This window comes from Pseudoalteromonas sp. AOP31-A2-14, from assembly GCF_052378035.1.
Lineage (GTDB): Bacteria > Pseudomonadota > Gammaproteobacteria > Enterobacterales > Alteromonadaceae > Pseudoalteromonas.
Map to the genome: position 1 here is coordinate 1,609,685 of NZ_JBQSXI010000001.1, position 14,593 is coordinate 1,624,277.

The 14,593-nt window shown below is 36.5% G+C and carries 13 protein-coding genes; 5 read left to right on the forward strand and 8 right to left on the reverse strand.

Annotated elements, in window-relative coordinates:
• Nucleotides 1-19: 19 nt before the first annotated feature.
• The 5 genes from ACT3S9_RS07475 to ACT3S9_RS07495 all read right to left on the reverse strand — a co-directional run bounded on the left by ACT3S9_RS07475 (nucleotide 20) and on the right by ACT3S9_RS07495 (nucleotide 6,044).
• A complete protein-coding gene (locus tag ACT3S9_RS07475; protein ID WP_086959932.1) occupies nucleotides 20-988 on the reverse strand; it encodes an IS30 family transposase in 969 nt (322 codons plus the stop codon).
• A 51-nt stretch (nucleotides 989-1,039) separates the two neighbouring features.
• Nucleotides 1,040-1,873 (reverse strand): VPA1269 family protein, encoded by an 834-nt coding sequence (locus ACT3S9_RS07480; RefSeq protein WP_444750864.1) that lies wholly within the window; start codon nucleotides 1,871-1,873, stop codon nucleotides 1,040-1,042.
• On the reverse strand, nucleotides 1,870-3,330 hold the full coding sequence (gmtY, locus tag ACT3S9_RS07485; RefSeq protein ID WP_443488005.1) for a gamma-mobile-trio recombinase GmtY: 1,461 nt from the start codon (nucleotides 3,328-3,330) through the stop codon (nucleotides 1,870-1,872). Before gmtY ends, ACT3S9_RS07480 begins: the two co-directional genes overlap by 4 nt.
• A 185-nt stretch (nucleotides 3,331-3,515) precedes the next feature.
• Nucleotides 3,516-4,475 (reverse strand): sugar-binding transcriptional regulator, encoded by a 960-nt coding sequence (locus ACT3S9_RS07490; protein WP_441836426.1) that lies wholly within the window; start codon nucleotides 4,473-4,475, stop codon nucleotides 3,516-3,518.
• 240 nt (nucleotides 4,476-4,715) lie between these two features.
• A complete protein-coding gene (locus tag ACT3S9_RS07495) occupies nucleotides 4,716-6,044 on the reverse strand; it encodes a hypothetical protein (protein WP_441836425.1) in 1,329 nt (442 codons plus the stop codon).
• A 487-nt stretch (nucleotides 6,045-6,531) separates the two neighbouring features.
• Here ACT3S9_RS07495 and ACT3S9_RS07500 point away from each other — a divergent pair, with 487 nt between their 5' ends.
• Genes ACT3S9_RS07500 through ACT3S9_RS07520 form a run of 5 tightly spaced genes read left to right on the forward strand, consistent with a single transcriptional unit; the run spans nucleotide 6,532 to nucleotide 12,194 of the window.
• Nucleotides 6,532-6,912, forward strand: a complete 381-nt coding sequence (locus tag ACT3S9_RS07500) for a response regulator (protein WP_441836424.1) — start codon at nucleotides 6,532-6,534, stop codon at nucleotides 6,910-6,912.
• Between the two features lie 29 nt (nucleotides 6,913-6,941).
• Nucleotides 6,942-7,850, forward strand: coding sequence for an AAA family ATPase (locus tag ACT3S9_RS07505; RefSeq protein ID WP_444750865.1), 909 nt, complete (start codon nucleotides 6,942-6,944; stop codon nucleotides 7,848-7,850).
• 3 nt (nucleotides 7,851-7,853) lie between these two features.
• Complete coding sequence (locus tag ACT3S9_RS07510; protein ID WP_441836422.1) at nucleotides 7,854-8,873, forward strand: DUF58 domain-containing protein; 1,020 nt, start codon at nucleotides 7,854-7,856, stop codon at nucleotides 8,871-8,873.
• Nucleotides 8,857-10,875 carry a transglutaminase family protein gene (locus ACT3S9_RS07515; RefSeq protein ID WP_441993578.1) on the forward strand — a complete coding sequence of 673 codons (2,019 nt, stop codon included), beginning with the start codon at nucleotides 8,857-8,859 and terminating at the stop codon, nucleotides 10,873-10,875. The genes ACT3S9_RS07510 and ACT3S9_RS07515 overlap by 17 nt, the downstream gene beginning before the upstream one ends.
• Nucleotides 10,872-12,194 carry a Na+/H+ antiporter family protein gene (locus ACT3S9_RS07520; protein WP_441834754.1) on the forward strand — a complete coding sequence of 441 codons (1,323 nt, stop codon included), beginning with the start codon at nucleotides 10,872-10,874 and terminating at the stop codon, nucleotides 12,192-12,194. The genes ACT3S9_RS07515 and ACT3S9_RS07520 overlap by 4 nt, the downstream gene beginning before the upstream one ends.
• A 216-nt stretch (nucleotides 12,195-12,410) precedes the next feature.
• Here the strand turns inward: ACT3S9_RS07520 and ACT3S9_RS07525 are convergent, their stop codons facing one another.
• From ACT3S9_RS07525 to ACT3S9_RS07535, 3 genes are read right to left on the reverse strand one after another with little or no spacing between them, the layout of a single operon-like run.
• Entirely contained in the window at nucleotides 12,411-12,848 is a 438-nt protein-coding gene (locus ACT3S9_RS07525) for an acyl-CoA thioesterase (RefSeq protein ID WP_441834755.1), read from the reverse strand.
• Nucleotides 12,835-13,671: a M23 family metallopeptidase gene (locus ACT3S9_RS07530; RefSeq protein WP_441834756.1), complete on the reverse strand. Its 837-nt coding sequence runs from the start codon at nucleotides 13,669-13,671 to the stop codon at nucleotides 12,835-12,837. The genes ACT3S9_RS07525 and ACT3S9_RS07530 overlap by 14 nt, the downstream gene beginning before the upstream one ends.
• Nucleotides 13,664-14,518, reverse strand: coding sequence for a 6-carboxytetrahydropterin synthase (locus ACT3S9_RS07535; protein WP_441834757.1), 855 nt, complete (start codon nucleotides 14,516-14,518; stop codon nucleotides 13,664-13,666). The genes ACT3S9_RS07530 and ACT3S9_RS07535 overlap by 8 nt, the downstream gene beginning before the upstream one ends.
• Nucleotides 14,519-14,593 lie beyond the last annotated feature (75 nt).

Sequence of the window (14,593 nt, forward strand, 5' to 3'; positions counted from 1 at the left end):
CAAGTATTAAGTGCAATCATTATGCAGCCACCAGAACTTCTGATTGCCCCGTAAATAATTCATGAGGGGTTTTATACCCTCTTGTTTTTCTTGGCCGATGGTTGAGCTTATCAACTGCCGCCTGTATCTCTGCTTCACTTAGCGCCATAAAGTCAGTTCCCTTGGGGAAGAAGCGTCTAAGTAAGCCGTTGGTATTCTCATTTATGCCCCGCTCCCATGATGAATAGGGATGAGCGAAATACACATCAGCTTCTAATTTTTGTGCAACATGCTCATGGTGAGCAAACTCTTTTCCATTATCTAACGTCACGGTAATAACCTTACCTTTATATGGTGTCATACACGTGATCAGCGCATCGGCTGTTATTTTCGCATGCTTGCTTTCAATTCTGTGAACGACTGTATATAACGTTTTACGTTCAACCATTGTGACAAGCGCATTTTTACGCCCTTTACCTATCACTGTATCGCCCTCCCAATCACCAATCCTAGACTTTGAATCCACAATACTTGGGCGTTCATCAATGCTGACTCGATTAACTATCTGTCCACGTTTATCATAGCTTCCATAGCGTTTTTTATACTTTTTACATGCACGAGTGAGTGTCTTATGTAGCTTGCCACCACGAGCCTTGTCTCTGTAAATATATTGATAAATTGTTTCATGATGTAAAACGACCTGTTTCTCTAAAGCTAAGCGGCCTGCCACTTGCTCAGGGGAAAGTCCGTCATGCAACAATTTATTAATCCAGTGAGTGACGTCCTCTGTTAACTTACTTGCTTTGAAAGATGACTTACGTCTTTGTTCAGCAAAGTTATTGGCTTGGTTAGGCCGATAGCCTTTAAGTCCTTTATTGCGTTTTAGCTCTCTAGAAATAGATGACGGTGAACGAGTTAGTTCTTCAGCTATCTGCTTTTGGTTATTTCCTGCTTTTATTAACGCGTAAATCTGGTATCTTTCTTCTTGTGTCAGCTGTTTATATTTCATTAAAGCAATTTCCTTTGGCGAGAAAATGGCCGAATTATAACAGCTGGCCATCTAATCTGAGAAATTGCACTTATTATCCGAATTTAGGATTTGATATGTACGCAAAGGTAAATGAAGTTTAATAAACAGTATCATGTGCCTGACAGGGGACCAGATTTGAAACGTTTCCTTTTTACCATTCTTTTTTGTACGCCACACACAATCTGGGTCTGATTTATCGATTACCTCTTCATCGACTTCGTACCAATCACTTTTTTGTGTATCATGGGACCAAGTCCAATCACTGAAATTTCGGTAGTGATAAGATGGTTTTAACTCTTCATTTAACTCTATGGTTTTAGAAATCTCTAGCATTTCTATTTTACTTGGTAATGGACAGATGATCTGACGTAAATCTTGAATATACCGATAAGGTAAAGGATTACGAACAGTCTCTGTGAGAGAACGGGCTATCTTTATTTTAGTGAAAGGGTTAGCTACAAGTGGGATAGAAATACCATTATCATTTTTTTCGGATAAATGAGATTCAATAATATAATCAATAAAATCGCATGGTACATTAACAGACTTTTGTATCGCTGCAGGCTGATTTACTGTTTTTCTTATTATCTTTTCAAACTCTTCAGTAGAGCATTTATGGCCATTGAAGCCACTAAAAAAAAGTTTGACATCAACAGCGTAAGGCACTTTTTTATAGAGGTATGTTTCAAAAAAACGTGTCAGAGCTACCTGTTTAGGTCCAACACCACTTTGCTGTGTTTCCATCCATTCTGAAGCTAATTTTTGCCAGTCCTCCCATTCAGGACCAAATGTATTTAACATCCAACCGAAAGTCGTATCTGATGCGCGATTGTCTCTTTTTTTCACTTCAATTTTTATGTTCATTTTAAGCCTCTAAATTTAGAATTTTTACCAGTAAAGTAACCATTAGGGTCTATATCCTCGAAACCAACTTCAACTAAATCATTCCAATTCAATGGTTTAACAATTGATTCTATGTTAGATAGCTGATGCGTTGCTCTTTCAAGCTCTTTAGATATCTCCATATGGCTCTTACCTGTATAAGGTATTTGAGACTCTAACGATTTATGATGCATACATCGACGTATTATAAGTGGACTTAGCCCTGCTCGCTCAAGGCGTCTTCCATAGTTATGACGATGTCCATGAGGGCAAATTCCTTCTGATTTGTTAGATCTTAACCCAATTCTTTTTAATCCAACTGAATAATTATGGTTAAAAGCATTAATTGTATAAGGAGAACTCAAACTTGTATGATGAAAAGATATAAAAGCATAAGGATGATAACAATCTACACTAGCACGAAACTTCTGATAGCTAGTCCATAATGACATAAAAACCTTACCGTAATCAGAAGGAAACCAATGAACTTGTAAATAATTATCTTTATGATCAACGACTGTACTTTTCCATCCTAGATAATGAGTACCTTTCATTTTAATACGTGGAATTCTTACATAGTTTTCTTTTAAATACGCTTGTCTGGTTTGGGTGCCTGAGCGGCACTTCCAATCATAAGGGGCCTTGCCGTCTACTTCATTATAAACTCTGACAACAGCAATTTCAGGATTATAGGGGTCCTCAAATACATCTGTAATCCATAGAGTCAGTGCTTCACTTAAGCGTAGACCACCTCCATGAATTAATAATAAAACCAATTTATCCCTAAGTATTACTCTAGGGTCAGTGGAGCCTCCTAAGCCATGCTTAAAAAACATTTCCCAATATTTCTCTGGAAATGCAACTGCATCACCTTCGGCTTGTGTTAATAATGTACGCCCTTTGATATGCCTTGCTTTTCGAATGGTTTTATTAATAATCTTATCTTCAATATGTCCCAAGTAGTCATTTTGATTCTTTCGAAACCATGCTGCATAATTTAACCTATATTCCTGTGGTGTAGCATCGCGTAGGGGATTCATTGAAACATTACCAATTTTGTCAGCCTGCCAATCCGTAAATGCAGTTAGCCTATTGATATGTTTATTTACATTAATTGTTGAAGTAGGTATCCAATATAAGCCTGAAGGATCTAAACCATCCTCACCTATAGTGCCTGTATATAAGCGCTTAGCGAAAGTTTGAAAGAGTATGGCGGGATCATGAAATAAATATTTATTAGCTTCCAAATAATCTAATAACAAAGATATAGCCCTGATTAGACTTAACATAGACGAATTACTTGAACCATTAGCCTCCATTAATAACAAGTAATCAGTTACTGAACTTATTTCACCCTCCTCTGTAAGTAAGGTAGGTATTTGGCTTTTTACACCAGTATTATCTTCTATTATTGTTGCTCTAACTTTTACTGTAGTCAATCCCATCTCTTAAATACACACTATACACATATGCTACTATATAGCTTGCGCTATTAAAGTCAAATTCATCGATTAATTAACCACTTAAATACACAATATACACTAAATTAATTACTATATATAATAGACGGTATCGGACATAAAGTAATTTTAAAACTTTATTAAAAAACACTATGGTTATTTGGTTAATCAACACTGAGTAAACGCTCAGCTGTATATTCGTTAGTAATTAAGCCGCTTATCATGTTTGACCTTACTGCACCTAAAATGGCTAACACTTTTTCTTCGCCAGCAGCTATCGCATAAATCTGTTTATTAGCGTTTGTTTTTAAAGGCGTACTAGCTACACGTTGATTAACATTACAATCTAAAAGATTACCGTTTTTATCAAATACCCAACTAATCATTTCACCTACGCCACCCAAACTTTGTAACTGTTTAAGCTCTTGTGCATCAATAAAACCATCTATGTGTAATGGCGATTTTTCACCTAAGCTACCAATACCAACAAATGTAACATCTGCATCTCTAGCGAGTTTTAAGTTCCCGGTAATATTTTGTTGTGCATGTAATTGCTCTTTCTCTTCAATACTTCTTGGTAAGACTGGTAATGGCATTGGGTAATGTTTTGCATTGGTGTGCCCGGCCATTCTTACAACAACATCATAAGGTGAAGCAGATCCGTCCAATGCCATATTGCCTAACATAGCTACGATTTTATGTTGTGGACAATCAACAATTCTGAGCTCATTTACACACGCACGTAACACTCGACCAGTTCCCATAGCAAGTACTTTGGGTCGCTCAGATTTTAAGTGCCGCTCTATTTCTGCTGCACCAGCTTGTGCCAAACCTAAAGTAGATGAAGGTTCAGATGGATCACTAGGCACAACTTCACACGAATCTAAGCCAAAACGGCTTTTTAATTTTTCTGCTAAATCCATACATTTAGCAATTGGGTGATCGAGCCTAACTTTAATTAAACTTTGGCTAACTGATAATGCGACCATTCTTTGTGCTGACTGGCGAGAAACATTGAGTTTTTTAGCTATTTCATCTTGTGTGTTACCGCCAACATAATATAACCACCCTGCTCTAGCTGCATCATCGAGCTTCCTAATTTCTGTATTTGATAGCTTAATCACGTAAACCTCTTAAATTAGAAGGATAAGTAAACCCTGATTTTTAATTTTAATTGTATGTGTTGCTATATAAAATTTATATATAACAACAAATATACCTTTTTTTAATAAAAACAACGAGGTTTCATAGTATTATGAAATCATAACTTGAGTAATAGCACCCTTAAATTGCTTACAAAGGTGCTATTTTGGTCGCTACTGTAACCATTTTGGATTAATAAATATAGCTATTCGACTAATGATTCAAAATTTAACTGAGATTTCCGAAGTGAAGCCATCAAACCCTTTACCGATTTGTCCGCCAGAGTTAATGCCTTCTTTTTGATTAACATACTCAACTTTTAGAAGCGTTTTATCATTAAACCAGTAGCCAGTGGCTACTTGAATGCGCTCTACTGTATTGTCTGTGTGGTCAATTAAGTCTGAGGTGTTTTCGGCTTCAGCATAGCGAGCTGCTATGTATAACTTTTTAGGGATTAGATATTGCTGCGCTTCAAAAACGAAGTACTCTACTGATGTGTCACCTTCAATTACACTATTTGAATCAAAAGTAGTGCCATTTTCGTCAGCTATCCCGTTTGTACCAAAATATGTAATACCCGCAACTGCATTACCAGCAGCATCAGCAAACGTGTAATCATCAGATGATTTACCAAGCATAAAAATTAAGCTCGTTTGGTCAGATGGTTGATAAGCTAAATTCAGCTGAATGATTGATTGCTCAAGTCCAGGCATTACTCCAACGTGGGTATCTCTTTCGTTTGAAGGTGATGCTGAAAAATTATAGTTTTCACCATCGCCAAAGCGATAGTTTGTTGTTGTCACCCCATCAAGACTAGCTACCCCATTTTCAAAGCGTAATTGATCGCCTTGGTTCGCTTTTAATAAGTTTAAACCCGCTTTAAAGCCACCTTGAAACTCTAGGGTACCTTGAAGTCGGTAGTTATAACCGCGACCATCTTGAAAAGCTTCACCAAAACTAGACGTTGTAATATGGCCTGTTACATTATAAGCACGGACTACACCGCTATTTAATGTTTCGCTATAACTTAACTGGGCACCATTTTCTGCTGTTGAATAATCTGTAATACCATTACCAATAAGTGCATTACCTTGGTTATCTGCGCCGTCCTGAAAACCTTTAAATTGAAAAGGTGATCCGCCAATGTTACCTAAACGCAGTGTTAAGTTTGCATTATCTTTTGGTGTTCCATAAAGGCCTAGTAAGTCAAATTCAATACCAGCAAAATCGTTGTGGAATGAAAAATCCTGGCCTTCACCACCAAAATCATTAGGCTCTTCTGCAATGTCTATATCAGCAGTAATAAACTCATTAATATGAAATTTAAGCATAAGATTTGCTCTAATGCGGCCAAATCCAGATTCTTGCTCTTCGTCTTCTGGGCGAAATGCGCCTCCTTTTGCCTGAATTGACTGAAAGTTTTGCATTAACAAGAAATCTAGCTCAACGCGATCTAGGTACTCAGAGATATCAGCATGTGCAGGCGTTGATGTAGCCATAGCTAGTGCTATGAACGAGATTGCAAAGTTAGTCTTTTTATCATTAAACATAATAAACTCTATATTTTGTGTGGTGTGTTGATCCCAACTTTATTAAATCGCATTTTTACTTGATAAAATTGGTATTAATTTAGTGTGTATAGATAAGTCGATCCGAGCAAAAACCCGTAAATCCAATCAAAAACAAAGTTAAGGGCATAAGCTCATCTCGTGAGCATAATCACAGAGTCAATTTGGAAGGTCAATTGTTTTTTATTACAATAAATTTACAAGGTTGAATCTTTCACGTAAATATATTTTGAATCAATAGGTTAAGTAATAACTTTTAACACACAAATTAGAGAGTAATAAGTTACTGGATTCACTTAATTATATTAAATAAGTCATTCTTTTAAATACAACCTACAAAATTGCAAATTTATAACGGGTAATAAAGAGGTTATTTATTAGTGATTTTTAAGTAACGTTCTTGAGCTTATCTATTGCTTAGCTTAATATTAAAAGCATATTTAGCTGTTTGAAATAAGAAGTAAACGATATGGAATTTGTGCGCCCGCTAGAACCTATTTTAATAATTGATGATGTTAAAGATATTCGCGATTATTTAAATCAAATTTTAACCGAGCTCGGGTTTGAAAATATTCTTGAAAGCCCCGACTTTCAGTCAGCGAAAAAACTAATCGAAACTAAGTCACCTAACGTTATATTTTTAGATATTGAAATGCCAGATACCGAAGGCACCGAAATATTAGAATACATTAACGATCATTACCCTAAAATTCATGTTGTTATGTGCTCTGGTCATAATAGTCTTGAAAACGTACAAAACACCTGGGAGCTAGGTGCTAAAGGGTTTATAGCTAAACCATTTAATGCTAAAAAAGTTGATACAGTAATGAAACGGCTTGAACTTGTTTAACCACCCATTCCAATGTCTTTAAGGCTTATATGCAACGAACAATTACTGCAATAATAGATGATTTATCTACAGTTATTTATGGAAAACAAAAACAAATAAAATTAGCTCTTAGTTGCTTATTTAGCCAAGGACACTTATTAATTGAAGACTTACCCGGTATGGGTAAAACTACGCTATCTCATGCTTTAGCGACAGTGTTAGGCTTATCGTATCAACGAGTGCAATTTACCAGTGATTTATTACCCGCTGATATTTTAGGTTCAAGTATTTTTAATGCCAGTAATCACCAATTCACTTTTCATAAAGGCCCGATATTTAGTCAAGTTGTGCTTGCAGATGAAATAAATCGAGCGGGGCCTAAAACACAAAGCGCATTACTTGAGGCTATGGAAGAAAACCAAGTGACAATGGATGGCGATATCTACCCCCTGCCAAGCCCTTTCTTTGTTCTCGCTACACAAAACCCATCAAGTCAATCAGGAACTTACCCATTACCTGAGTCACAGTTAGATCGTTTTTTCATGCGTATTAGTTTGGGCTACCCACCCAAAGAAGCTGAGCAAAAGTTGATCTTAGGTGTAAACGATCGTAATTATGAAAAATTACCCGTGCGTATCAACCCGACTCAATTGGTTGATATACAAAATGAAATTAAAAACGTTATGATTACAGCGCCGGTCGTTGATTATATTTTAGCCCTAGTTGCTAAAACTCGAGTGGAAGGACATTATGCAAACTCTTTATCACCTCGCGCTAGTATTGCTTTAGGGAAAGCATCTCAAGCATGGGCTTTTATAGAGGGTCGTGATTTTACGACACCTGAAGATGTTCAAGCTATTTTTGCAAGTGTCACAGAACACAACAGGTTAGGTCTACAACACGAAGGGCGCGAGCAACAAATAGCACAACTGTTAAACTCAGTAACTGTACCGCTGTAATATATGAATACAAACATAGTTAGCTCCTCTGCTTTTTTTGATGCTGTTAAATCACGTTTAACTGAGTTATTACTAAAAAACAACCACCACACAAAACATCTAATTTTAAAGCACAATACTACCTATATTTTCCCTTCTAAAGCGGGCTTAGGCTTTTTATGCGTCACATTGCTTAATTTCATTCTCGGTATTAACTATCAAAATAACCTTGTTTTAGTGATGGCGTATTTGATGTTAGTGGTTATGATTTTTTCGTTTTTAACAGCTTACAGCAATGCACAAGGATTACAGGTTAAATACCAAAATTTTTCTGCTAGTTACTCGCCGGCCTCACCATTTTTGAACTTACAGCTAAAAGCAGCCTCATCAAGTCAAGCGTTTTCATTTATATACGATAATATAACAGTAGCGACTATTGATGAAATAACCACTGAACCTAAAGTTTTACAACTACCTCTGCCAATCAGTAAGCGCGGAGAGTACAAACCGACTCTACTTAAAGTGCTAAGCCTGTACCCGTTTGGTTTAGTATCCGTTTGGAGTTACATGCAATTGAGTGAATCATTTTATGTTTACCCAAAAAAATTAAAGCCACAACATTTACCAGGCTCAACGAGCGACGCTCGCTCTGCATCAGTTGGCACGTATGAACAAACCAATGGTATTGATGAGTTTGACTCTTTAAAAGTACATCAAACAGGCATGAATATTAACCGGGTGTCTTGGAAACATTACGCTAAAACACAGCAACTAATGATCAAGGAGTTTATTAATTTGAATGAACAATCCACGCTTTATGACTTTAATCAACTCCAAGGGGATACTGAATCAAGGCTCAGCCAACTTAGCTTTCTTATTAGCGAAGGACGTGAACAAAAAAGTCGATTTAGTTTAGTGCTTGCAGACACCTACTTTTCTGCCCCCAATGATGATTTGACTATGGATCAACATTACACTGATTGTCTAAAAGCAATTAGTCGCTTTAATAAAACTACAGAGTCGCTTGATGCAAACAACGCATAAATCTATAAATAACTTAGGCACTATTAATGTTTGCCTTTGTATTATATATGCTTTTGTACTTTGCTTTTTAGTAAGTGAATTACCCATTATATTTAGCGTGTTACTAGCGTTGCTGTGTAGTTGGAACTTATTGATAACCCATTTTAATAAAAATAAGCCATCGCCATTACTGGCTAATTGCTTAGCCGGTGTTAGTTTATTAATACTGTTTTACTTTGTTGGGTTTAGCGATACCGTAACACTATTTGTAGCAATGTTAATCCTGTCGAGTTTGTTTAAACTATTACAAGCGACAACCAAAAAGCATTACCAAACTATTACTTTACTAAGTTTTTTTAGTCTTTCTACCGTTTATTTATTCTCACAAACCATCATAACCACACTTGTTATAAGTGTATTATATTTTTTAAATTTTGCTGTATTAGCATTAATAGAATCAGGGAAAAGCCTTCAGTTTGCTTCAAAACAAAGTGTAAAATTATTATTACTTTCGCTGCCTATTGCAGTTTTTTTATTACTATTTTTACCGAAATTGCCAGCGTTTTGGCAGTTGCCTGGACCGAAGCTAGCTAAAACGGGTTTATCCGAATCAGTCGATCCGTTTGCTATTGCTAAATTATCAAATTCAGATGAGTTGGTATTTAGGGCTAAACTTACGCAAACACCACTAAAGCCTCCTTATTATTGGCGTGCACTCATTCATGATGAATTTAATGGTCGCACTTGGGTAATATCGGACTTTTTAAAAAAGCGTCAGAAAAGTTGGCATTCAGTGGATGTTGACGAGCAAAGTCAGGTACAAAATAAAGGGGTAAGTTATCAAATATATGCTGAGCCGGCAGCCAAACCTTGGTTATTTGGCTTAGGGCTTGCTAAGTCTAATCACAAAGATATTAAAAATACCGCGCAAGGTTTATTACTACGTCAGCGTTATTTAAGTAATAGTATTAGTTATCAAGTACAAAGCCAACCGTTGAACAGTTCGAAGCTTACAGAAACCGAACGTTCAGAAAACCTAAAAATAAATTTAAAAACAAATAACCCACAAGCACAGCGCTTAGCTGCGTCTATTTATAAATCAAACTCTAAACCAGAGCAGTTTTATGATGCTTTATTTAAGCATTTTGCTAACAATGGTTTTAGTTATACGTTATCACCTGAACCTATGTTGGGAGAAAACACCATTGACCAATTTTTATTTGATAATAAACGCGGTTTTTGTGGCCATTATGCAAGCAGCGCAGCATTTATGTTTCGTTCTGTTGGCATCCCTGCCCGTGTTGTTTCGGGGTATTTAGGGGGTGAGTATAACCAGCAAGATGGCTATTTAAGCGTCTACCAATACGATGCGCATGCGTGGGTTGAAGTTTATATTGAAAAAAAAGGTTGGAAGATTTTTGATGCTACAGCTGTCGTATCACCTGAAAGATTAAACGGTTCTTTATCTGAACATCAACAATTAAATAATGAATTTAATAATAACCTTAACTTTGGCTTATTAAGGCTGAGCAATGTCGCGGCAATAAACTGGATACGGTTAAAGCTTGAAAACCTAGATTATCAATGGACAAGCTGGGTATTAGGATTTGATAAACAGCAACAGTCATCAATGCTAAAAGCATTGTTTGGTAATAAAGATCTCTGGAAGATATCAGTTGTTGTGCTTTTATGTGTTGCAGGGGTATTTGCAAGTTACTTTATTCATTTAAAGTGGTCAAAGAAGCCCAAAAGCCAATTACATACTCTAGGAAATGATTACTTAATTATAAAAGCACACGTAGAAAAACAAGGCTTTAAATTTTCTGAATCAATTACACCACTACAGTTTTGTAAGCAAGCAGGAAATTCTATTCCTGATGCTAAACCTTATTTTGATAAATTTGCTAAGCTTTATAGCGATATTCGTTATCAAGAAAAAATATTTACCGAAGAACGTAAAAATCACAGTAAATCTCTGGTAAAATTAATTAAAAGAACAACAAATACAAAGAAATCGTCATGAATGCAGTTTTGATTGGTGTAATATCAATGCTTGGGCTTACACTTGCGCGAGTAAATGTAATTGTCGCGATGACATTAAGTGCCATGGTTGCAGGTTTAGTTGCTGGTCTTAGCTTGTCAGAAACGATTGATGCATTTAACGCTGGGCTTTCAGGCGGTGCTGAAATAGCCTTAAGTTATGCCATGTTGGGGGCATTTGCAGTCGCAATCTCTAAATCGGGCTTAACCCGTATTTTAGCTGCAAAGTTATTAGAGAAAGTAGAAAATAGCTCTAATTGGGCTGAAACCTCATTAAGTTATTTAATTCTCGGGATTATTTTGCTTTGTGGTATTTCATCACAAAATATTATCCCTGTTCATATCGCCTTTATACCAATTCTGATCCCACCATTACTCGTTGTTTTCAACAAATTAAGATTGGACCGCAGAGCTATCGCTTGTGTGATGACATTTGGTTTAGCTACTTCATATATGGTCATACCCTATGGTTTTGGAGGAATGTACCTCTATAAAATATTACACAAAAACTTAGAGAAAAACGGCCTAGATATTATCACTACTCAAGTGCCTATTGCCATGGTTATCCCAGCTTGCGGAATGGTTATAGGGTTAATTATCGCGGTGTTTTTTAGCTATCGTAAAAAACGAGATTATACGCAAGATAACACTCAAGTTGATGCTGTAAAAGTCCGAGTAGAAAAACCAAAAAAAGTTTTAATTGTTGGCTTTGCCGCTGTAATAACATCCTTAATTGCCCAGACTATAAGTGAGTCTATGATATTAGGTGGCTTAGTTGGTGTTACGGTCTTTAGCTTATTGGGTGTTGTTAAGTGGGAACAAAATAGCGATGTCTTTAGTAAAGGTGTTGCTATGATGGCAATGATTGGCTTTATTATGATTTCGGCTAATGGTTTTTCATCAGTTATTGAAGCAACAGGCGATGTAAATAGTTTAGTAAAAAGCGCGGCCTCAATTATAGAAGGCAATCAACCGTTAGCTGCTGCGTTAATTTTATTAGTGGGTCTAATGATTACAATGGGTATTGGGAGCTCATTTTCAACGGTACCGATCATAGCAACTCTATTTGTACCTTTATGTTTAGAACTTAACTTCTCGATTATGGCAACGGCTGCACTTGTAGGTACAGCTGGTGCTTTAGGAGATGCTGGTTCTCCTGCTTCAGATTCAACGTTAGGACCAACCTCTGGTTTAAATGTTGACGGACAACATGATCATATTTGGGAAACAGTCGTTCCAACTTTTTTACACTTTAATATACCTTTGCTTATTTTCGGATGGATAGCTGCAATGGTTCTTTGATAAGAATGTACCGCATAAAATTACATACCATGTGCTAATGTTTGTTGTAGAGGTAAAATTATAAAAAGCATTAGCCACCCTCTTGGTAATCTATTAATAATTTATAATAATAGTTTAGATTAGTTATTACGATATCTAGTATGATGTGTTCTTTATGTGAAGTTAATAAGCACAATCGAGTGCTTATTAATTTACCCATTTTATTTATACTAACAATTAATCTTCAAAACCATTCTTCATTTTATCGCACACAACGGGTGTAGGTCTGTGGTTGTCATCAACTGCAACAAACGTAAAGCTTCCAGTTATAGCTGAATGTTGGTCATCTCTGTGCATTGCTTCTAAGAAAATTTCAACATCAACTTTTAAACTTGTATTACCGACATATACAACCTTAGAAACAAGCTCAGCAAATGTACCTACTGGGATTGCTTCTTTAAAGTCGACTCTGTCTGATGAAATAGTCACTAAAGGCTTACGACAAAAACGAGTCGCAGCAATAAAAGCAACCTCATCCATCCAGGCTAATGCATCTCCGCCAAATAAAGTGTTATGGTGATTTGTACGTCCGGGAAATACAGTTTTTGTAACTGAGGTTGTGGATTTTTTTATTCGTTCAGTGATGATTTCATCACGGGTTTTATCTGTTGTCATTATCTCTACTTTTCGTTTTTGCTAGGGTATCGATCATCATTAGACCTGGATCTAAACGTTCGTTCTTCCAGTTAAAGCGCCAATCAAGGTGCGGGCCAGTTACTCGGCCAGTAGCCCCAATTTCTGCAATTTTATCACCATGTGTAACCATCTCCCCTACCTTTACATTCAATTTACTCAAATGAATATAGGTTGAGGTAACACCATGACCATGATCTAAAATTAATGTACCGCCAGAATAATATAAGTCATTATCCGCAAATACTACATTACCACTAACGGGGGCATAAACGGGGCTGCCTGTTTTATTAGCTATGTCTAAACCAAAGTGCGGACGACGAGGCTTACCATTAAAATAACGCTGGCTACCATAAACACCTGAGATGCGCCCTTTTGCAGGCTTATAAACAGGGTCTAAAAAGTAAGTAAGGTCAGAGTCAACTTGACGTGCTTTTTTTACCGCAATGGCATCACGGGTGATCCGTTCGCTGACTTCTTTAGGTGGAGATACATATTTTTTAGCCACACCGGTTATTTTATCAATATCGTATTCACGCTTTGTAATAGTTAATTCTTTTTGCTGAGATTTACCGTTTTTATCAACCCAGCTTAAGGTATGAGTTAACTTTGCATCACGACCAAAACCAAATACAAATTGCCCAGCTTTAGATACTTTTAGTGGTTCATCGTTAAGTGACACTGAAGAGTCACCATCAACTGAGCCGACAACTAAACCGCCTTGGGTTAAATTGCCCTTAAGCTCAACGCTTTGGCTAGAAAAACTAAGTGCAGCTAAAATTGTTGCTGAAATCAATTTATGCATAGCAAATAGATCCTTTAGCGACACCTTCATAAGCGGTGATTTTCACTTCGCACTCAGGATTATCTTGTTTCACTTGTCCTGCCAAATAATTAGCAATACATTCTACCGTTGTATCACAAGGTAAAATATCACAGCGAGCTTCACTTATAGCCATCTCAAAATAACCTTGCTGTGCTGTATAGGCAAAACATACATCATTATTATTTGCAGTAATGTGTTTTAGCTTAGAGGCTTGAATTTGGTCTTCAGCTGTAGCTAAGTATATATCTTGCCACTTATCGGCCCACTCTTTTTGTAGCCTTGGCATTGACATACCATTTAAGCTAATACCAATTTGTGAGCGATGTCCATGTATAATGCGCTGACAATTACCATCGTGTTTTTTCAAGCCATGACTATAATGATAAAAAAAGCTTTTACTATGTTCAGGCTTTACTTCAATTTCTATTTTATCAATATTATCTGGCAATTGAGGGGTAATTGTAGCAATTAGAAAATCAATAACTGCAGCTTCATCAACCTGTGGCGCATCAATAAAACAATACGCTTGATTAGGTGCACTCATCGCTAAATGGTGCTTACCAAAATGACAATCAACAGTAGTATGATCTGCGTGCTTAACTACCTCACCATCAAAGGTATTTGGAATAGCCAACTTATGATCAATACACTCATCAATAATGCCCTTTATTTGCTTTTTAACAAGCCCAAAATCTAGTAGCATTGATTCATCATTTAATTTGCCATGCAATGTTAAGTCAACAATCCAGCTCTCGCCAACAGCGCCTCGCTTTGAACATAAGTAGGAAAAATCGATAACAGTAAGTGCGTTAACAAAAAGGATCATAAACTTCCTTTAAACTGGTTAAAATTCACGGTAATTATAATGATTTTTAAACAAAAAAGCGCGTGCAAATCACTT